Annotated in this window: 17 protein-coding genes; 7 read left to right on the top strand and 10 right to left on the bottom strand. The window is 69.1% G+C overall.

The features are described from left to right. Positions 1 to 1,945 (bottom strand): Rne/Rng family ribonuclease (locus OOT46_RS28300; RefSeq protein WP_265406968.1); only part of this gene is annotated, 1,945 nt, incomplete at its 3' end. Positions 1,946 to 2,801: 856 nt separating this feature from the next. On the opposite strand from OOT46_RS28300, the gene OOT46_RS28295 reads away from it, so the two are divergent. The 4 genes from OOT46_RS28295 to OOT46_RS28280 all read left to right on the top strand — a co-directional run bounded on the left by OOT46_RS28295 (position 2,802) and on the right by OOT46_RS28280 (position 5,865). Then, positions 2,802 to 3,758 carry an RluA family pseudouridine synthase gene (locus OOT46_RS28295; RefSeq protein WP_265406971.1) on the top strand — a complete coding sequence of 319 codons (957 nt, stop codon included), beginning with the start codon at positions 2,802 to 2,804 and terminating at the stop codon, positions 3,756 to 3,758. Continuing rightward, a complete protein-coding gene (locus OOT46_RS28290; protein ID WP_265406967.1) occupies positions 3,755 to 4,423 on the top strand; it encodes an HAD family hydrolase in 669 nt (222 codons plus the stop codon). Before OOT46_RS28295 ends, OOT46_RS28290 begins: the two co-directional genes overlap by 4 nt. Next, entirely contained in the window at positions 4,420 to 4,800 is a 381-nt protein-coding gene (locus tag OOT46_RS28285; RefSeq protein WP_265406966.1) for a Rieske (2Fe-2S) protein, read from the top strand. Before OOT46_RS28290 ends, OOT46_RS28285 begins: the two co-directional genes overlap by 4 nt. 63 nt (positions 4,801 to 4,863) lie before the next feature. Then, positions 4,864 to 5,865: a S49 family peptidase gene (locus OOT46_RS28280; protein ID WP_265406965.1), complete on the top strand. Its 1,002-nt coding sequence runs from the start codon at positions 4,864 to 4,866 to the stop codon at positions 5,863 to 5,865. A gap of 80 nt (positions 5,866 to 5,945) precedes the next feature. Here OOT46_RS28280 and OOT46_RS28275 read toward each other — a convergent pair whose 3' ends face one another. The 9 genes from OOT46_RS28275 to OOT46_RS28235 all read right to left on the bottom strand — a co-directional run bounded on the left by OOT46_RS28275 (position 5,946) and on the right by OOT46_RS28235 (position 13,009). Then, positions 5,946 to 7,094 carry an ABC transporter substrate-binding protein gene (locus tag OOT46_RS28275; protein WP_265406964.1) on the bottom strand — a complete coding sequence of 383 codons (1,149 nt, stop codon included), beginning with the start codon at positions 7,092 to 7,094 and terminating at the stop codon, positions 5,946 to 5,948. 129 nt (positions 7,095 to 7,223) lie between these two features. Continuing rightward, entirely contained in the window at positions 7,224 to 7,871 is a 648-nt protein-coding gene (gene ureG, locus OOT46_RS28270) for an urease accessory protein UreG (protein WP_265406963.1), read from the bottom strand. Continuing rightward, positions 7,868 to 8,566, bottom strand: a complete 699-nt coding sequence (locus tag OOT46_RS28265; RefSeq protein WP_416136268.1) for an urease accessory protein UreF — start codon at positions 8,564 to 8,566, stop codon at positions 7,868 to 7,870. Before OOT46_RS28265 ends, ureG begins: the two co-directional genes overlap by 4 nt. Before the next feature lie 11 nt (positions 8,567 to 8,577). Then, complete coding sequence (ureE, locus tag OOT46_RS28260) at positions 8,578 to 9,204, bottom strand: urease accessory protein UreE (RefSeq protein WP_265406962.1); 627 nt, start codon at positions 9,202 to 9,204, stop codon at positions 8,578 to 8,580. 52 nt (positions 9,205 to 9,256) lie between these two features. Beyond that, the gene (locus OOT46_RS28255; protein ID WP_265406961.1) at positions 9,257 to 9,907 is read right to left on the bottom strand and encodes a LysE family translocator; all 651 of its coding nucleotides are present in this window, start codon (positions 9,905 to 9,907) and stop codon (positions 9,257 to 9,259) included. Between the two features lie 14 nt (positions 9,908 to 9,921). After that, positions 9,922 to 11,649 carry an urease subunit alpha gene (gene ureC, locus OOT46_RS28250; RefSeq protein ID WP_265406960.1) on the bottom strand — a complete coding sequence of 576 codons (1,728 nt, stop codon included), beginning with the start codon at positions 11,647 to 11,649 and terminating at the stop codon, positions 9,922 to 9,924. A gap of 43 nt (positions 11,650 to 11,692) precedes the next feature. Then, entirely contained in the window at positions 11,693 to 11,998 is a 306-nt protein-coding gene (locus OOT46_RS28245) for an urease subunit beta (protein WP_265406959.1), read from the bottom strand. A 10-nt stretch (positions 11,999 to 12,008) separates the two neighbouring features. Continuing rightward, the gene (locus OOT46_RS28240; protein ID WP_265406958.1) at positions 12,009 to 12,617 is read right to left on the bottom strand and encodes a HupE/UreJ family protein; all 609 of its coding nucleotides are present in this window, start codon (positions 12,615 to 12,617) and stop codon (positions 12,009 to 12,011) included. Positions 12,618 to 12,706: 89 nt separating this feature from the next. Next, complete coding sequence (locus OOT46_RS28235; protein ID WP_265406957.1) at positions 12,707 to 13,009, bottom strand: urease subunit gamma; 303 nt, start codon at positions 13,007 to 13,009, stop codon at positions 12,707 to 12,709. Between the two features lie 76 nt (positions 13,010 to 13,085). Between OOT46_RS28235 and OOT46_RS28230 the strand changes: the two genes are divergently transcribed. The 3 genes from OOT46_RS28230 (at position 13,086) to urtA (ending at position 18,925) form a co-directional block, all read left to right on the top strand. Then, positions 13,086 to 16,565, top strand: coding sequence for an ATP-binding protein (locus tag OOT46_RS28230; protein ID WP_265406956.1), 3,480 nt, complete (start codon positions 13,086 to 13,088; stop codon positions 16,563 to 16,565). Beyond that, positions 16,546 to 17,496 (top strand): response regulator transcription factor, encoded by a 951-nt coding sequence (locus OOT46_RS28225; protein WP_265406955.1) that lies wholly within the window; start codon positions 16,546 to 16,548, stop codon positions 17,494 to 17,496. Before OOT46_RS28230 ends, OOT46_RS28225 begins: the two co-directional genes overlap by 20 nt. Positions 17,497 to 17,641: 145 nt before the next feature. Then, the gene (gene urtA / locus OOT46_RS28220) at positions 17,642 to 18,925 is read left to right on the top strand and encodes an urea ABC transporter substrate-binding protein (RefSeq protein ID WP_265406954.1); all 1,284 of its coding nucleotides are present in this window, start codon (positions 17,642 to 17,644) and stop codon (positions 18,923 to 18,925) included. The last annotated feature ends 96 nt before the right edge of the window (positions 18,926 to 19,021 follow it).

Below are 19,021 nucleotides of genomic sequence, written 5' to 3'. Positions count from 1 at the left end.
GTTCCTCCCGGCCGGCGTCGCGGGCATTGCGGTCGCGACCGCCGCGGCGCTCGCCGTCCTTGCGTTCACCCCGTTCACCGCGCTCACCGCGCTCACCGCGGTCGCCGCGGCGGCGGTTGTCCTGGCCTTCCTTCGGCGCGGCGGGCGCCGGGGTCGCCACCGCAGGAGCGGGCGCCGGCACCGGGGCCGGCGCCTCGACCGGGGCGAACAGCTTCTTCAGCCAGCCGAAAAATCCGCCGCTGGCCGGGGCCGGCGCGGCCACCGGGGCCGGCGTTGCCACCGGAGCGGCGGCCACCGGCGCCGGGGCGGGCGGCAGCTCGGGCTTGGCCAGCGAGATGGGGGCGGGCTGCTCGGGCAACAGGCCCTTGATCACCGGCTCCTGCTTGGGTTTGGTCTTCTCGCGCCGCGTGATGCCGACCTCGTCGTCCGGCTCCTCGATCATCGAGTAGCTGGCCTGCAGGTTTTCGACCCGCGGGTCGTCGTGGCGCAGGCGCTCGAGCTTGTAGTTGGGCGTCTCCAGGTGCTTGTTGGGCACCAGCAGCACCTTCACGCTCTGCTTGAACTCGATCTTGTTGATCTCCATCCGCTTTTCGTTGAGCAGGAAGGAGGTGACCTCGACCGGCACCTGCACGTGGACCGCGAAGGTGTTCTCCTTCATGGCCTCTTCCTGCACCATGCGCAGGATCTGCAGCGCGCTCGACTCGGTGTCGCGGATGTGGCCGGTGCCGTTGCAGCGCGGGCAGGTGATGTGCGAGCCTTCGCTGAGCGCCGGGCGCAGGCGTTGGCGCGACAGCTCCAGCAGGCCGAACTTGGAGATCGAGCTGAACTGCACGCGGGCGCGGTCCTGGCGCAGCGCGTCGCGCAGCCGGGTCTCGACCTCGCGGCGGTTTTTCGACTCCTCCATGTCGATGAAGTCGACCACGATCAGGCCGCCCAGGTCTCGCAGGCGCATCTGGCGCGCAATCTCGTCGGCGGCTTCCAGGTTGGTGCGGGTGGCGGTCTCCTCGATGTCGCCGCCGCGCGTGGCGCGGGCCGAGTTGACGTCGATGGACACCAGCGCCTCGGTGTGGTCGATCACGATCGCGCCGCCGGAGGGCAGGTTGACGGTGCGCGAGAAGGCCGTCTCGATCTGGTGCTCGATCTGGAAGCGGCTGAACAGGGGCGCGTCGTCACGGTAGCGCTTCACGCGGCCGGAATTGTCCGGCATCACGTGGTTCATGAACTGCTGGGCCTGATCGTAGATGTCGTCGGTGTCGATCAGGATCTCGCCGATGTCCGAGGTGAAGTAGTCCCGGATCGCGCGGATCACCAGCGAGGATTCCTGGTAGATCAGGAAGGCGCCCTTGCGCGCCGTGGCCGCGCCATCGATGGCGGTCCACAGCTTGAGCATGTAATTCAGGTCCCACTGCAGCTCGGCCACGCTGCGGCCGATGCCGGCGGTGCGGGCGATCAGGCTCATGCCTTTCGGGTAGTCGAGCTGGTCGAGCGCTTCCTTCAGCTCCTCGCGGTCCTCGCCCTCGATGCGGCGGGATACGCCGCCGCCGCGCGGGTTGTTGGGCATCAGCACGAGATAACGGCCGGCCAGCGAGATAAAGGTGGTGAGTGCCGCGCCCTTGTTGCCGCGCTCTTCCTTTTCAACCTGGACCAGCAGTTCCTGTCCTTCACGGATCGCGTCGGAAATCTTGGCGTTGCGCACGTCGACGCCGTCCTTGAAGAACTGGCGCGAGATTTCCTTGAAAGGCAGGAAGCCGTGGCGCTCCTCGCCGTAATCCACGAAGCAGGCTTCGAGAGAGGGCTCCACGCGGGTGACCACCGCCTTGTAGATATTGCCCTTGCGCTGCTCGCGCCCTTCGATTTCAGTCTCGAAATCGAGCAGTTTCTGGCCATCGACGATGGCCAGGCGACGCTCTTCCTGCTGCGTCGCATTGATCAGCATGCGTTTCATCAACACTCCTCTGCCGCGGCCGTTGCCGGCCGCGGGCGCTCGAACACGCCGCCTCCCGGAGTTGTCAGATCCGAGGGCGGCTCATCGATGCACAAGCAACGTGGAGGAGAACCGGAAGGAATCGCCCTGGACTGCCATGACCGCGAGGATCACGAAGACAGCGTTGGCGCATGCATCCGCAAGACCACGCCCTTTGCGAAAAGGGCGGCCCGGAGGCTCCCCGCCTCCTTCCCGCGGCGGCATGCGCGCATGCGCGCCGCGCCATGCCGAGCAGGCACCGCGTCCGGGGTCACGACCGGAAGGGCGCCTGGCAGGGAGGAAAGCGAGGGGAAGGGGAACAGCATCCGTGGGGAAGTCTCGGGAGCGGGCTGCAGGCGGGCGCCGGGTGCCGGTGCGGGCATGCAAGCCCGCGGGCATCCGACGTGACCGGCCTGCCGCCGGAAACCTTGTTGTTGGGTTCTTTCGACGTTGGCTCTACCGCAGACCGTTCCGGGCCGCCGCTTCACCTTGGGAAGCGGCCGGCCGTGCTGGCCTGCGTTGCATCACCGTTTATTTCAGGCCTCGCGTCATTCACTTCTCGACGAAAAAGGCCTGCCGACCACTTTGGTTGCCAGTGTTGCCGGCACTTTTCCGATCAGGGTCGGGAAAGTGCCGGGTAAACTCTTGAAAATCAAACACTTACAACGCAAACGTGGTGCAACGGATTATAGGGGTGAAAAGGCCGCGTCAGGTGGACCCCGCTGAAACCGCGTCCGGCGCCCCGCGCGGCGGCTCTCGCGGACGCACTCGGCAGGTGGCGGCGGCCCCGCCTTCCCGGGCGACGGCGGCCAGCCCTGCGGCCGCCCCGGCGCCCTCGGTGCAGCGCCTGCTGATCGACGAGGCGTCGGCCGGTCAGCGGCTCGACAATTTCCTGATCAAAACACTGAAGGGTGTGCCCAAGACCCATGTCTACCGCATCGTGCGCAGCGGCGAGGTGCGGGTGAACAAAGGGCGCGCGGCCGCCGACACGCGGCTGGCGCTGGGCGACGAGGTGCGGGTGCCGCCGGTCCGCATGGCCGACAAGCCGGCCGCCGCCGAGGTGCCGGCACGCGAATTTCCGGTGCTCTACGAGGACGACCACCTGCTGGCGGTCAACAAGCCGGCCGGCGTCGCCGTGCACGGCGGCAGCGGCGTCAGCCACGGCGTGATCGAGCAGCTGCGCCGGGCCCGGCCGGAGGCGCGTTTCCTCGAGCTGGTGCACCGGCTCGACAAGGAGACCTCCGGCGTGCTGCTGCTGGCCAAGAAACGCAGCGCGCTGACCACGCTGCAGGACCAGTTCCGCCAGCGCGAAACCGGCAAGACCTACGCTGCCCTCGTGATCGGTGGCTGGCCGGAAAAGCGCAAGGTCATCGATGTCGCCTTGCACAAATACCTGACCGGCGAGGGCGAACGGCGCGTGCGTGCCGTGTCCCCGAGCGCCGAGGAGGGACGCCGCTCGATCACCCTCGTGAAGGTGGTGGGCGCCTACTCCGGTTTCACGCTGCTCGACGTCACGATCAAGACCGGCCGGACACACCAGATTCGTGTCCATCTGGCGCACGAGGGCCACCCGATTGCCGGCGACGAGAAGTACGGCGACTTCGCGCTCAACAAGGCGCTGGCGCGCGGCGAGGCCGTGCCGGGCTTGCGTTTCGACCGCATGTTCCTGCACGCGCGCCGCCTGCGCTTCGATCATCCCGGCAGCGGCGAGAGCATTGAGCTGGAAGCCGCCTTGCCCAAGGAATGTAGCCAACTGCTGGGGGCCCTGGCCGCCTCCGGCGCAGAGACCCCATGACAGTTTCACGACCCCGCCAGTACGACCTGATCGTTTTCGATTGGGACGGCACGCTGTTCGATTCCACCGCTCTCATCGTCAAGAGCCTGCAGTCCGCCTGCTTCGACATGCAGGTCCCCATGCCCGCGGACCGCGACGCGGCCTATGTCATCGGCATGGGCCTCTACGAGGCCTTGGCCCATCTGGTGCCCGGCCTGCCGCCGCGGCAGTACGAGGCGCTGATCCAGCGCTACCGTCACCACTACTTCGCCCGCCAGCACGAGCTCACCCTGTTCGAGGGCGTGCTGCCAATGCTGGAGGCCGTCAAGGATCGCCACCACTGGCTGGGCATCGCGACCGGCAAGTCGCGTCGCGGCCTGAACGAGGCGCTCTCGACGGTGCAGCTGCGCGGTGTGTTCGACAGCACCCGCACCGCCGACGACACCCTGCCCAAGCCGCATCCGCGCATGCTGCAGGAGCTGATGGGCGAGTTCGGCGTCGAGCCCGAGCGCACCCTGATGATCGGCGACACCACCCACGACCTCCAGCTGGCCCTCAACGCCGGCACGGCCAGCGTGGCGGTCAGCTACGGCGCACACGAGCCGGCCTTCTTCAAGGACTACCAGCCGCGTTTCGTGGCGCACTCGGTGGCCGAGCTGGACCAGTGGTTGAGGGAGCACGCATGACCCCGGAATTGAAGGGCGTGGAGCTGTGCGAGAGCGCGGCGCTGCAGGAGCGTGGCCTGGCGGTGTCCTTCGACGTGCTGCTGTGGGGCGGTGCCGCCCGCGCCTTCGCGCTGCGCTTCGACGGTCGCCCGGTGTCCTACGTGAACCGCTGCGCCCACGTGCCCACCGAGATGGACTGGCAGCCGGACCACTTCCTCGACGACAGCGGCGAGTGGATCATCTGCTCCATCCACGGCGCGATCTACAACCCGCGCGACGGGCGCTGCGCCGGGGGGCCTTGCCCGGGGGCGAAGCTCATCGAGGTCAAGGTTGATGAACGGGACGGCAAGGTCTATTGGTATCCTTCTGCCGACGTCCAGCCTGTCTTCCAAGACTGACCGGGGCTGACGCGGCGGCTTCGTCGCTCCCTCAGCAGGCTTCCATTTTTTTCCAGGGACACCATGAGCTCCATCGATCCTGGCCATGAGGCCGGCTTGCCTGAAACGACGCCGGCGCCCGCCCCCGCGGCGGCGCCGGTCGCCGCGGGCGACAGCGCGCTGATCAACCAGCTGGCGCGCGCCTACCTCGAAGACCGGCGCCGCGAGCGCCGCTGGCGCATCTTCTTCCGGCTCGCCTGGCTGCTGCTGGGCCTGGCGCTGGTGCTGATGGCCTGGTCGCAGCGCGCCTCGACCACGGCCGAGGCCGGGCCACACACCGCGCTGATCGATGTGCGCGGCGAAATCGCCGTGGATTCCGAGGCGAGCGCCGAAAACCTGCTGTCCGCGCTGCGCAGCGCCTTCGAGGACGCCGGCTCCCAGGCCGTGGTGCTGCGCATCAACTCGCCGGGCGGCAGTCCGGTGCAGGCGGGCATCATCAATGAGGAGATCCGCCGGCTTAAGGCCCTGCACAAGAAGAAGGTCTATGCGGTGGTCGAGGAGGTCTGCGCCTCCGGTGCCTACTACATCGCGGTGGCCGCCGACGAGATCTACGTCGACAAGGCCTCCATCGTCGGCTCCATTGGCGTGCTGATGGACGGCTTCGGCTTCACCGGCCTGATGGACAAGCTCGGCGTCGAGCGTCGCCTGCTGACCGCCGGCGAGCACAAGGGTTTCCTCGATCCCTTCTCGCCGACGTCCCAGGAGGAAGTCGCCCTCGCCAAGGCGATGCTCGGGCAGATCCACCAGCAGTTCATCGCGGTGGTCCGCGAGGGCCGCGGCAAGAAGCTGAAGGAAACGCCTCAGATGTTCTCGGGATTGTTCTGGAACGGCCAGCAGGCGGTCGAGCTGGGCCTGGTGGACCGGCTCGGCTCGCTCGACTACGTGGCGCGCGAGGTGGTCCAGGCCGAGGAGGTGATCGACTACACCCCGCAAGAGAACGTCGCCGAACGCCTGGTGAAGCGCTTCGGCGCCGCGATGGGCCAGGGGGCGGTGCAGGCGCTGCGCCACATCGCGCCGCTGCGCTGATCTTCCCGCGGCACGCCGGCCGCCCGCAGCAAAAAAATGGGGCCCTTCGTCGGGCCCCTTGTCCTTGCTGACTGCCGGATTCAGCGGCGGAAGCGCTCGCCGTTGTAGTAGGTCAGCTCCACGAAGTTCGAACCTTCGTGGTCACGCGGACCGTAGCTCACCTCGTAGCCGCCCAGGTCGTAGGGGCGCATGGTCTCGAAGGCCGGCACCAGCTTGTCGCGCGTCACGTGGCGTCCGGCGCGGCGCAGGCCTTCGAACAGGATGCGCGACGCGACATAGCCTTCCAGCGAGGAATAGGAGAAGGGCGCCACGCCCGCCTTTTTCATCGCGTTCTGGTAGGCGCGAACGACGGCGATGGTGCTGTTCTCCGGGTTGGGCACGATCTGCGCGACCGTGGTGCCCTTGGCCGCCTCGCCCAGCGCGTCCATCAGCGGTTTCGTGCCGACGATGGAGAGCACGTAGGGAGCCGCGGGCACCTTCTCGCGCAGCGCCTTGTAGAAGGCCACCCCGATACCGCCGACATGCAGCGACATGATCGACGTCGGGCCCCAGGCGGCGATCTCGGCCACCAGCTTCGGGATGTCGTCGGGCGAGGGACCTAGCACGAACGGCTTCCAGTCCGTGTTGTTGTAGCGCTTGGCGGCAGCCTCGAAGGCGGCCAGGCCAGCCTTGCTGAAGGGGTTGTCGTTGTAGACGACGGCGCACTTGGTCTGGGTGGTCGTGCTCAGGTGCTGCGCGATCTTCGCGATCTCGGTGGAGTAGCCGGTGCGCGTGTGGATGACCAGCGGGTTGTGCACCCGCAGCGCATCGATGCCGGTCGCCGGCGAGATCAGCGGCACCTTGGCCTGCTGGGCCACCGGCATCAGGCCCAGCACGCTGGTGGTCCCGCCGCAGGCGAAAAAGGACAGGATCTTGTTCTGCTCGATCAACTGCTTGGCGTTGGCGGCGGCCTTCTCGGGGCTGCCGGCATCGTCGAGGCTGACGAACTCGATGCGCCGGCCGTCCACGCCGCCGCGTTCGTTGAATTCGTCGAACGCGGCCTTGATGCCCTTGTTCATCTCGACGAAGGGAAAGGCGAGCGGGCCGGTCAGCGAGGCGGTCTGGCCGACGACGATGGGGCCTTCCGTCTGGGCGCGCACCCAGCCCGGCGCGGCGACGGTGGCGGCCGCGGCGCCAGCGGCTTGTAGCACGCGGCGGCGGGAAGCGAGGTGGTTCGGGTTGAACGTCATGTCTTTTCCTTCTACAGGAAGCATATTGTTACCATGGGTTTGCAGCCCATGGCGTCCCGAAGGAGGGGGATTTCCCGAACTGGCTGTCGCTTATGTCACGCGTGCAAGGTTTTCGCGCGCGCGCAGCCGTCAGCTTGCCGTCAGCAAGCCTTTCTGCTCGATGTAGGCGATGACCTCGGACAGCCCTGTGTGCCGCTTGAGGTCGGTCATCACGAAGGGGCGGGTCGGCCGCATGCGCCGGGTGTCGGCCTCCATGACCGACAGGTCGGCGCCGACGTAGGGCGCCAGGTCGGTCTTGTTGATGACAAAGAGGTCGCTTTTGGTGATGCCGGGGCCGCCCTTGCGCGGGATCTTCTCGCCGGCGGCGACGTCGATCACGTAGATCGTGAGGTCCGAGAGCTCCGGGCTGAAGGTCGCGGCCAGGTTGTCGCCGCCGCTCTCGATGAAAACGATGTCGGCGTCGGGAAACTTCTCGAGCATGCGGTCCACCGCCTCGAGGTTGATCGACGCGTCCTCGCGGATCGCGGTGTGCGGGCAGCCGCCGGTCTCGACGCCCATGATGCGCTCGGGCTCCAGCGCCCCCGCGACCGTCAGCAGGCGCTGGTCTTCCTTGGTGTAGATGTCATTGGTCACCACCACCAGGTCGTAGCGCTCGCGCAAGGCCTTGCAGAGCATTTCGACCAGGGTGGTCTTGCCCGAGCCGACGGGCCCACCCACGCCCACGCGCAGTGGCGGCAGTTTTTTGGTGCGGCGGGGGATGGCGTGCAGAGCGGTCATGAGCGGAACAGTCGTGAGTACTGGGTTTCGTGGCGGGAAGACAGGATGGCGAGCATCGGCGTGAAGGCCTGGCGCTGGCTCTCGCCGAGCCCCAGCGCAGCCTCCACCACCTCCGGCAGCGTCTCGCACAGCCGGCCCAGGATGCGCTGGCCGGCGCTCTGACCCAGCGGCACCGCCTTGATCGCCGTCTGCACCATGTTCTCGGCCCAGCCGAAACCGAAGCACAGCAATGCCTCGCTCGGCGTGGCCAGGGTGCGGGCGGCCGCCAGCGCGAAGGCGACCGGCCAGGTGGGGGCCGGCTCGAGCGCGGCCAGGAGGCCCGCCGAGGTGTCGGCGCTGCGCTGGCGCAGCCACTCCGCGAGCGAGCGGCCCATCTGTTCGGTCTGCTGTCGCAGTTCTGAGGACTCGCGGGTCTGCACCACCCAGCGGTTCAGCGCCGCCACGGTCTCGCCGTCCTCGCGTCGCCAGGCGTGCAGGGCGGCCGCCAGCAGCGGCAGGTCGGCGCGCCCCAGGCCCAGCTGCAGCTGGTCGAGCAGCCAGTCGCCCGCCTCGGCCTCGCCACCGATCCGGCCGCTGTCGACGGCCGCTTCCAGCGCTTCCGAATAGCTGAAGCCGCCCACCGGCAGGGCCGGCGAGGCCAGCCACATCAGCTGCAGCAGCGTCGCGGGCGCGGTCGGTCCGGGGGCGGCGGGCAGCACGCGTCGCCTCAGTGCCCGTGGCCGTGTTTGCAGTGCGGGCCGTGCACGTGGATCTTCACCGGCTGCGGCTCGGTGGCCCGGGCAGGGGCGTGGTCGTGCTTGCAACCAGGGCCGTGTTCGTGGGCATGGCCGTGATGGTGCTCGTTGCCGTGGTCGTGCGAGTGCCCATGGCCGTGGCCGGCCGCCGCATAGGCGCCGCCTTCCGGCTCGAAGGCCGCCTGCTCCTCGCTGACGAGCAGGTGCATCTGGCGCAGCATGTCGGCCAGCACGTGGTCGGGTTCGAGCTTCAGGTGGTCGTCGCGGAGCTCCAGCTGCACATGCCGGTTGCCGAGGTGGTAGGCCGCGCGCAGCAGGTCGAAGGCAGAGCCGTGCTCGGGGCAGTGCCGCACCACCAGCACGGGCTGCGGCGCCGCGGCGACGCGGATCAGCGTGCCGTCCTCCGCCACCAGCACGTCGCCACCGCGCACCTGCGTCCCGCGCGGCAGGAAGACGCCCAGCCTGCGGCCCTGGGAGTCGGTCGCGTCGAAGCGGCTTTTCTGGCGCACGTCCCAGTCGAGTTGGACGCTGGCGGCGCGCTTGAGCAGCACGGGCGCGAGGCCCTGGCCTTGGGGGAGCAGTTTGTTGACGGTCAGCATGGACGGGACTCGCGAGGGGATGCAGGAAGGCCGGCAAGCATAGCCGAGCGTTTCATTTCGCCGGCGAGCGCCCGGTCAGGGCCGTCAGCACGCCCAGCCCGATGTAGGTTCCGCCGGCCAGCCAGCGACCGAGGCCGCGCGCACCGCGCCGGGCCCGCAGCAGCGGTGCCAGCGCGGCGGCCAGCGCGACGTAGCAGATGTCGCTGCAGGCGGCGATGAGCACGAACAGCGTGCCCAGCAGCAGCGCCTGCGGCATGGCGGGCGCCGCGGCCGACATGAACTGCGGCAGGAAGGCCGCGAAAAACAGCGTGGTCTTGGGATTCAGCAGGGCGACCAGGAAACCATCGCGGAACAGCTGGCGGTGCGAGCCGGGCGAGGCCACCGGGGCCGCCGCATCCCGCCCCACCGGGGTCCGCAGCGCCTGCACGCCGAGCCAGACGAGATAGGCCGCCCCGGCCCATTTGACGACCGTGAAGGCGGCGGAGGACAGCGCGAACAGCGCGGCCAGGCCCAAGGACGCGCCCAGCGCATTGCCCAGGTTGCCCAGCGCGACGCCGCACACCGAGGCCAGCCCCGAGGCGCGGCCCTGGGCCAGCGTGCGGGCGACGATGTAGAGCACGGCCGGCCCGGGCGTCAGCGCCAGCAGCAGGCTCGCGCCGGCAAAGGCCGTCAGCAGAGGCAGCGGGGGCAGCAGGGTGTCCATGGGCAAGGTCCGGGTCAGAACAGGAAATAGCGCTGGGCCATCGGCAGCACGCTGGCGGGCTCGCACGTCAACAGCACGCCGTCGGCGCGCACCTCATAGGTCTGCGCATCGACCTGCATCTGCGGCGTGTAGCCGTTGTGGATCATGTGCTCTTTACGCACCCCGCGGCAAGCCCGGACCACCCCGATGCGCTTGCCCAGGCCGTAACGTTCGCCGGCACCCGCGGCCTGGGCGGCCTGGCTCAGGAAGGTCAGCGAGGTCGCCTGCACGGCCCCGCCGTAGCTGCCGAACATGGGCCGGTAGTGCACCGGCTGCGGCGTCGGGATGGAGGCGTTGGGGTCGCCCATCGCCGCCGCGGCGATCAGGCCGCCCTTGAGGATCAGGGAGGGCTTGACGCCGAAAAAGGCCGGCCGCCACAACACCAGGTCGGCCCACTTGCCGACCTCGATGCTGCCCACCTCGTGCGCGATGCCGTGCGTGATGGCCGGATTGATCGCGAGCTTGGCGACATAACGCTTGACCCGTGTATTGTCGTGGCGTTCGCTGTCGCCCGGCAGCTTGCCGCGCTGCTGCTTCATCTTGTGGGCCGTCTGCCAGCAGCGCAGGATCACCTCGCCGACCCGGCCCATCGCCTGCGAGTCGCTGGAAAACATGCTGATCGCGCCGAGGTCGTGCAGGATGTCCTCGGCGGCGATGGTCTCGCGCCGGATGCGGCTCTCGGCAAAGGCGAGGTCCTCGGCGATGCCCGCATCCAGGTGGTGGCAGACCATCAGCATGTCGAGGTGTTCGTCGATCGTGTTGACGGTGTAGGGCCGGGTCGGATTCGTCGAGCTGGGCAGCACGTTGGACTCGCCCACCACCTTCAGGATGTCGGGCGCGTGGCCGCCGCCGGCGCCCTCGGTGTGGAAGGTGTGGATGGTGCGGCCCTTGAAGGCGGCCACCGTGTCCTCGACGAAACCGCTCTCGTTGAGCGTGTCGGAGTGGATCGCGACCTGGATGTCGGCTTCCTCGGCCACCGTCAGGCAGGTGTCGATCGCCGACGGCGTCGTGCCCCAGTCCTCGTGCAGCTTGAGCGCGATCGCCCCGGCCTCGACCTGCTGGCGCAGCGCCTCCGGCCGGCTGGCGTTGCCCTTGCCGAAAAAGCCCAGGTTCATCGGGAAGGCGTCGGCGGCCTGCAGCATGCGCTCGAGGTTGTTCGGCCCCGGTGTGCAGGTGGTCGCGAAGGTGCCGGTGGCCGGCCCGGTGCCGCCGCCCAGCATGGTGGTGATGCCCGAGCTGAGCGCCTCCTCGATCTGCTGGGGGCAGATCCAGTGGATGTGGCTGTCGATGCCGCCGGCGGTGACGATCATGCCTTCGGCCGCGATGATCTCGGTGCCCGGGCCGATGACGATGTCCACGCCCGGCTGCACGTCCGGATTGCCGGCCTTGCCGATCGCGGCGATGCGCGAGCCGCGCAGGCCGATGTCGGCCTTCACGATACCCCAGTGGTCGACGATCAGCGCATTCGTCAGCACGCAGTCCACCGCGTCCAGCGGGCCGGGGCCGTTGGGCCGCTGGCCCTGGCCCATGCCGTCGCGGATCGTCTTGCCGCCGCCGAACTTGACTTCCTCGCCGTAGCCGCCGGCAGCCAGGGTGAGGTCCTGCTCGACCTCGATGACGAGGTCGGTGTCGGCGAGCCGCAGGCGGTCGCCGGTGGTGGGGCCGAACATCTCGGCATAGGCGCGGCGGGGGACGGTGGTCATGCAGGAACCTCGAGCAAACAGGCCGGGGAGACGGACAGGGGCCTCACAAGGCGCCCTGCACCAGGCCGCGGAAGCCGAAGACCACGCGTGAGCCGGCGTAGTCCACCAGCTCGACCGTGCGCTGCTGCCCCGGCTCGAAGCGCACCGCGGTGCCCGAGGCGATGTTCAGGCGCATGCCGTGTGCGGCAGCGCGGTCGAAGCGCAGCGCGCCGTTGGTCTCGGCGAAGTGGTAGTGCGAGCCGACCTGGATGGGCCGGTCGCCGGTGTTCTCGACCACCAAGGTCAGCGTGCGACGGCCAGGGTTGAGCGGGTGGTCGCTGCCGTCGGTGAAAAGTTCTCCAGGGATCATCGCGACCTCCTCAGGCCAGTGCCGGCAGCAGCAGCGCGACGCCGAAAGCCGCCACGAGGCCGCCGGCCAGGCGCGGCCACCAGCGGCTGCGCGAGGCCACCGCCCGGCCGGCCGCGATGCCGGCAAGGTGCAGCAGCACGGTCGCGAGCAGCAGGCCGGCCAGCGCCCCCCCGGCGCTGGGCCCGGCCAGCTCGGCGCCGTGCGCCGCGCCGTGGAACAGCGCAAACAGACCCGCCACGCCGGCTGCGGCGGCTGCCGGCAAGGCCGCACGTGACGCGGCCAGCAGACCCAGCACCAGCAGCGACACGGCGATCATCGGCTCCACGGCCGGCAGGCTGGTGCCGGCCAGCCCGAGCACCGCGCCGGCGAGCAGCAGGGTGGCAAAGGCGAGCGGGCCGGCCCAGGTGCGCCATCCGCGGCCCGCGCTCCAGAACCCGACCGTCAGCATCGCTGCGAGGTGGTCCAGCCCGGTGAAGGGATGACGCCAACCGGCCGCAAAGCCATGGTGAGCGTCGGCGTCGGTGCCACCGTGCGCGAGGGCGGCGGCCGAGAGACCTGCGAAGGTGGCCGCGACCAGGACCGTGCGCAGCCGGGCGGCTCGAAGGAGGGGAGGTGCCATGGGATCTCTTCAGTTGTGTTGAAGTCGCTTCAGACAGAAAACGGGCGATTGCACCAATAGCGAGCTTTTCTGTGGCATTCGAGTGCGAGTCAAGCGATAGGTTGGTGCACCGTCACCAATTTGGTGCCATCGGGGAAGGTCGCCTCGACCTGGATGTCCGGGATCATTTCAGGCACACCCTCCATCACGTCGGCGCGGCCCAGCACGGTCTTGCCCTCGCTCATGAGCTGGGCCACCGACTTGCCGTCGCGCGCGCCTTCCATGATGGAGGCGCTGATCAGCGCGACGGCTTCCGGGTAATTGAGCTTGAGGCCGCGGGCCCGGCGGCGTTCGGCCAGCAGGGCGGCCGTGAAGATCAGCAGCTTGTCTTTCTCGCGCGGGGTCAGTTCCATGGTCCGGGGGCGGCAGGGTGGGGCAAGGCATCGAAATTGCGGCAGGGGCCGCGCTCGACCGCCCTGAATGCAAGACATGGACCCGATCACCCTGCCATCGCCCGACGCCCTCGCCGGCCCGCGGCCACCCGGCGCCGACGGCGAGGCGTTGCAGCGCGTGATCAAGATCCGCCGCGACTACAACAGCTGGGTCGCCAGCGAGACGCTGGAAGACTATGCGCTGCGCTTCACCCCGCGCGCCTTCCGCAAATGGTCGGAGCTGCGGGTGGCCAACACCGCCTTCGGCGCCGCCTCCTTCCTGGTGCTGGAAGCGGTCGGCGCGACCCTGCTGGTGGAGCACGGCTTCCTCAACGCCTTCTGGGCCATCGTCGCGACGGGGCTGGTGATCTTCCTGGCCGGGCTGCCCGTGAGCATCTACGCTGCCCGGTACGGCGTGGACATGGACCTGCTGACACGCGGCGCCGGCTTCGGCTATATCGGCTCGACCCTCACCTCGCTGATCTACGCCTGCTTCACCTTCATCTTCTTCGCGCTGGAGGCCGCCATCATGGCCTACGCGCTGGAACTGGCCTTCGACATCCCGCCCGCCTGGGGTTACCTGCTGTGCGCGCTGGCGGTCATCCCGCTGGTGACGCACGGCGTCACGGCCATCAGCCGGCTGCAGGTCTACACCCAGCCGCTGTGGCTCCTGATGCTGGTGCTGCCCTTCGCCTGGGTGCTGCACGAGAACCCCGGCGTGCTGCGCGGCCTGGTGGCCTACGGCGGGGAAGCCGGCAGCGGCAGCCACTTCGATCTGCTGCACTTCGGCGCCGCCACCACGGTCGGTATCGCGCTGATCACGCAGATGGGCGAGCAGGCCGACTACCTGCGTTTCATGCCCGAGCGCAGCGCCGCCAACCGGCGCCGCTGGTGGGCCGGCGTGCTGGCCGGCGGCCCCGGCTGGGTGGTGCTGGGTGTGGTCAAGATGCTGGGCGGTGCCTTGCTGGCCTGGCTGGCGATCAGTCACTCGGTGCCGGCCGACCGCGCGGTCGATCCCAACCAGATGTACCTGGTCGCCTACGGCTACGTGTTTTCGCATGCCGGCTGGGCGGTGGCCGCGACGGCGCTGTTTGTCGTGATCTCGCAGCTCAAGATCAACGTCACCAACGCCTATGCCGGCTCGCTGGCCTGGTCGAATTTCTTTGCGCGGCTGACCCACAGCCACCCCGGGCGGGTGGTCTGGGTGGTGTTCAACACCTTGATCGCGCTGATGCTGATGGAGCTGGACGTGTTCCAGGCGCTCGGCAAGGTGCTGGGCCTGTACGCCAACGTCGCGATCGCCTGGATGATGGCGGTGGTGGCCGACCTCGTGATCAACAAGCCGCTGGGCCTGTCGCCACCGGGCATCGAGTTCAAGCGCGCCCACCTCTACGACATCAACCCGGTCGGCGTCGGCGCGATGGGCGCGGCCTCGGTGCTCTCGGTGGCCGCCCACCTCGGGCTGCTGGGCGCCGGGCCGCAGGCCTTCTCGGCGCTGATCGCGCTGGTGACCGCCTTCGTCACCGCGCCGCTGATCGCCTGGGCCACGCGCGGGCGTTATTACCTGGCGCGCCACCCCGAGACGCCCGCCGCAGGTGCGCGGGCGGCCCATCGCTGTACCGTCTGCGAGGGCGAGTACGAAGGCGAGGACATGGCGCGCTGCCCGGCCTACCGGGGCATGATCTGCTCGCTGTGCTGCTCCCTGGACGCGCGCTGCCACGACCTCTGCAAGCCCGAGGCCCGGGTGTCGGCGCAGTGGGCGGCAGTGTCGCGGGCGCTGTTGCCGCGGCTGCTGCGGCAGCGGCTGAACACCGAGCTGGGCCACTTCCTGCTCCTGATGGGCATCAGCGTGCTGCTGCTGGCCTTTTTGTTCTCGCTGGTCTACCACGCCGAGCTGCGCTCGCTGGGCGAGCAAGCCGCCGCGCTGCAGCCGGCCTTGCGGCTCGCCTTCATCAAGGTGTATGCGGCGCTGGTGGTGATCGGCGGCGTGGTGGCCTGGTGGCTGGTGCTGGCGCACAAGAGCCGCCAGGTCGCACAGGAGGAATCCAACCGCCAGACCCACCTGCTGGTGCGCGAGATCGAGCTGCACCGCCGCACCGATGAGCAGCTGCAGCAGGCCAAGCGGGTGGCCGAGCAGGCCAACCAGGCCAAGAGCCGCTACATCTCCGCGATCAGCCACGAGTTGCGCACGCCGCTCAACAGCATCCTCGGTTATGCCCAGCTGCTGGCCGAGGACGAGAGCGTGCCGGCGCACCGGCGCCAGGCGGTCAGCGTGATCCGCCGCGGCGGTGACCACCTGCTGTCGCTGATCGAGGGCACCCTGGACATCGCGCGCATCGAAAGCGGCAAGCTGACGCTGGAGCTCAAGCCCATGCGTTTCGCGGAGGGCCTGCGGGAGATGGTGCGCATGTTCGAGCTGCAGGCGGCGGGCAAGGGGCTGGCCTTCACCTACGAACCCTCGGGCCCGGTGCCCGAGGTGGTGCGGGCGGACGAGAAGCGGGTGCGGCAGATCCTGCTCAACGTGCTCGGCAACGCCGTCAAGTTCACCTCGGCCGGCCAGGTGCGCCTGAGGCTGCGCCATGCGCGCGAGATCGCGCTGTTCGAGATCGAGGACACGGGCCCGGGCATCGCACCCGAGGAGCTCGACCGCATCTTCGAACCCTTCGCCCGCGGTGGCGCGAGCGGCAGCGCGCCGGCCGGCGGCACCGGCCTGGGCCTGACCATCAGCAAGATGCTGACCGAGCTGATGGGCGGCGAGATGACGGTGCGCTCCACGCCGGGAGTCGGCACGCTGTTTCGCATCCGGCTGTTCCTGCCGCAGACGCGCGCCGGCCTCGCCGCCCAGGCGCTGCCGGCCGCGCGGACCGGCTACCGTGGCGAGCGCCGCCGCATCCTGGTGGTGGACAACGAGGAGGACGACCGCGCGCTGCTGCTGAGCCTGCTCGCGCCGCTGGGCTTCGAGCTGCGCCAGGCCGCCTCGGGCGATGCCTGCCTGGGCTTGCTGCGCGAGGCGGCCGACGGTTTCCGGCCGGACGTCATCTTCATGGACCTCGCGATGCCCGGCATCGACGGCTGGGAGACCGTGCGCCGCATCCGCGCCGAGGGCTTGAGCGAGGCACGTATCGCCATCGTCTCGGCCAATGCCTTCGACCAGGGGCTGGACAACGACGTCGGCCTCACGCCGGCCGACTTCCTGGTCAAGCCGGTCCGGTTGAGCGAACTGCTTGACTGGCTGGGGCGGCGGCTGCAGCTGGAGTGGATCGAGGCGCCGCGGGCGCAGCCGGTCGCGCCCGAGCGCGAACCAAACGCGGAGCCGGCCGTCATCCCCTTGCCTCCGCCCGAGCGCCTGCATGCGCTGCAGCAGTTGGTCGAGATGGGCTACTTCCGCGGCATCCTCAAGCTGCTCGACGAGATCGAGGCCGAGGATCCTGCCCATGCGCCCTTTGCCGCGCAGATGCGCGAGCTGGCGCGCCAGTTCCAGTTCGACGCCATGACCCGGCGCCTTGCCGAGCCCCGCCATGACAGCCCCGTTGCCTGAGTCGCCGCTGGACCGCAGCGAGTCCGAGATCGTCCTGATCGTCGACGACGTGCCCGACAACCTCGCCGTGCTGCACGACACGCTGGACGAGTCGGGCTACACCGTGCTCGTCGCCACCGACGGCGAGAGCGCGCTGCAGCGGGCCGCCCAGGCCCTGCCCGACATCATCCTGCTCGACGCGGTGATGCCCGGCATGGACGGCTTCGAGGTGGCGCGCCGGCTCAAGGCGCGTGCTGAGACCGGCCACATTCCCATCGTTTTCATGACCGGGCTGACCGAGACCGAGCACGTCGTGGCGGCCTTCCGCGCCGGCGGGGTCGACTACGTCAACAAGCCGATCCGGCCGCAGGAGGTGCTGGCCCGCATCGTCACGCACGTGCAGGGCGCGCGCCTGGCACGGCAGGCCCGCAACGCACTCGACGCCTTCGGCCATGCCACGCTGGCGGTGCGCCTGGGCGACGGCCGGGTGGTGTGGCAGACCCCGCTGGCGCGCAAGTTCCTGCAGGACTACCTGGGCTGCCAGGATCCGCAGCTGCCGGAGGAACTGCTCGACTGGGTGAGGGCCCACAGGGGGCTGCCGGCGGGGCCGGTCGCGCCGACCCGCACGATGCTGCAGGGCGCGCGCCGGCTGGTGGTGGCCTTGCACCAGCAGACCGGCGACGACGAATGGCTGCTGGTGATGCGCGAGGCCTCGGACGCGGCCGCCATCGAGGGGCTCACGCTGGCCCTGGGGCTCACGCTGCGCGAGGCCGAGGTGCTCTACTGGGTGGTCAAGGGCAAGACCAACCGCGACATCGGCGAGATCCTGGGCGCCAGTCCCGCCACCGTGAAAAAACACCTGGAGCATGTGTTCGGCAAGCTGGGGGTGGAGACGCGCACCGCGGCCGCCTCCCTGGCGATCGGTCGGGTCGCTCAATTGGGGCAGGGCTGAGGAGGCCCGGCGCCGGTGTCGACCGGCCCGCATACGCCATGTGGCGTATTCCGTGCCGCGCTGGCGCTGCGTAACCTGCGTTCATCCGATGAGGGAGGGCCCCATCGGAGCAGACCCAAGCGCCACGTCACCTGGAGCCATCCTCATGTCCTCGAAGACCTCTCACCGCCGCACCGTGCTCAAGTCCCTGTCCGCCGTCGCCTTGGGGCTGGCGGCGCTCGGGGTGCCGTCGGCCCATGCCGCCGACACGATCAAGGTCGGTGTGCTGCACTCCCTGTCGGGCACCATGGCCATCTCCGAGACGGTGCTCAAGGACGTCGCACTGATGGCGATCGACGAGATCAATGCCAAGGGCGGCGTGCTCGGCAAGAAGCTGGAACCGGTGGTGGTCGACCCGGCCTCGAACTGGCCGCTGTTCGCCGAGAAGGCCAAGCAGCTGATCGCCCAGGACAAGGTGGCGGCCGTGTTCGGCTGCTGGACCTCGGTGTCACGCAAGTCGGTGCTGCCGGTGTTCGAGGAACTCAACGGCCTGCTGTTCTACCCGGTGCAGTACGAGGGCGAGGAGCTGTCCAAGAACGTCTTCTACACCGGCGCCGCGCCGAACCAGCAGGCCATCCCGGCGGTCGAGTACCTGATGAGCAAGGACGGCGGCGGCGCCAAGCGGTTCGTGCTGCTGGGCACCGACTACGTCTACCCCCGCACCACCAACAAGATCCTGCGTGCCTTCCTGAAGTCCAAGGGCGTCGCCGACGCCGACATCCTGGAGGAGTACACCCCCTTCGGTCACAGCGACTACCAGACCATCATCGCGAAGATCAAGAAGTTCTCGGCCGAGGGCAAGAAGACGGCCGTGATCTCCACCATCAACGGTGACTCCAACGTGCCCTTCTACAAGGAGCTGGGCAACCAGGGCCTGAAGGCTACCGACGTGCCGGTGGTGGCGTTCTCGGTCGGTGAAGAGGAGCTGCGTGGCGTGGACGCCAAGCCCCTGGTCGGTCACCTGGCGGCGTGGAACTACTTCATGAGCGTGAAGAACCCGACCAACGACGAGTTCATCAAGAAGTGGTCGGCCTACGCCAAGGCCAAGAACATCGCCGGCCACAAGGACAAGCCGCTGACCAACGACCCGATGGAGGCCACGTATATCGGCATCCACATGTGGAAGCAGGCGGTCGAGAAAGCCAAGAGCACCGACACCGACAAGGTGATCGCCGCGATGGCCGGACAGACCTTCAAGGCGCCCTCGGGTTTCGTCGCCAAGATGGACGAGAAGAACCACCACCTGCACAAGCCGGTGCTGATCGGTGAGGTGCGCGCCGACGGCCAGTTCAGCACGGTGTGGAAGACCAAGGGCCCGGTGCGCGCCAACCCCTGGAGCCCCTACATTGCCGGCAACGACACCAAGAAGGACGTTCCCGAGAAGAAGTAAGGCCAGGGCGGCAGGGGGCGACCCCTGCCCCGAGGACAACAAGAGGGCCCGGCGCTTGCGCCCGGTCCGCTGACGATCTCCAGACGACGCGCCGCC

The sequence above is a fragment of the Aquabacterium sp. A7-Y genome, assembly GCF_026153205.1.
Classification (GTDB): Bacteria; Pseudomonadota; Gammaproteobacteria; order Burkholderiales; family Burkholderiaceae_C; genus Caldimonas.
This window is presented reverse-complemented; position numbering and strand designations above follow the sequence as displayed.

Coding starts and splice junctions, on each gene's coding strand:
- OOT46_RS28275 (WP_265406964.1), bottom strand. CDS start 7,094: ATGACGTTCAACCCGAACCACCTCGCTTCCCGCCGCCGCGTGCTACAA.
- OOT46_RS28280 (WP_265406965.1), top strand. CDS start 4,864: ATGAGCTCCATCGATCCTGGCCATGAGGCCGGCTTGCCTGAAACGACG.
- ureC (WP_265406960.1), bottom strand. CDS start 11,649: ATGACCACCGTCCCCCGCCGCGCCTATGCCGAGATGTTCGGCCCCACC.
- urtA (WP_265406954.1), top strand. CDS start 17,642: ATGTCCTCGAAGACCTCTCACCGCCGCACCGTGCTCAAGTCCCTGTCC.
- OOT46_RS28290 (WP_265406967.1), top strand. CDS start 3,755: ATGACAGTTTCACGACCCCGCCAGTACGACCTGATCGTTTTCGATTGG.
- OOT46_RS28245 (WP_265406959.1), bottom strand. CDS start 11,998: ATGATCCCTGGAGAACTTTTCACCGACGGCAGCGACCACCCGCTCAAC.
- OOT46_RS28240 (WP_265406958.1), bottom strand. CDS start 12,617: ATGGCACCTCCCCTCCTTCGAGCCGCCCGGCTGCGCACGGTCCTGGTC.
- OOT46_RS28225 (WP_265406955.1), top strand. CDS start 16,546: ATGACAGCCCCGTTGCCTGAGTCGCCGCTGGACCGCAGCGAGTCCGAG.
- ureE (WP_265406962.1), bottom strand. CDS start 9,204: ATGCTGACCGTCAACAAACTGCTCCCCCAAGGCCAGGGCCTCGCGCCC.
- OOT46_RS28235 (WP_265406957.1), bottom strand. CDS start 13,009: ATGGAACTGACCCCGCGCGAGAAAGACAAGCTGCTGATCTTCACGGCC.
- ureG (WP_265406963.1), bottom strand. CDS start 7,871: ATGACCGCTCTGCACGCCATCCCCCGCCGCACCAAAAAACTGCCGCCA.
- OOT46_RS28255 (WP_265406961.1), bottom strand. CDS start 9,907: ATGGACACCCTGCTGCCCCCGCTGCCTCTGCTGACGGCCTTTGCCGGC.
- OOT46_RS28285 (WP_265406966.1), top strand. CDS start 4,420: ATGACCCCGGAATTGAAGGGCGTGGAGCTGTGCGAGAGCGCGGCGCTG.
- OOT46_RS28230 (WP_265406956.1), top strand. CDS start 13,086: ATGGACCCGATCACCCTGCCATCGCCCGACGCCCTCGCCGGCCCGCGG.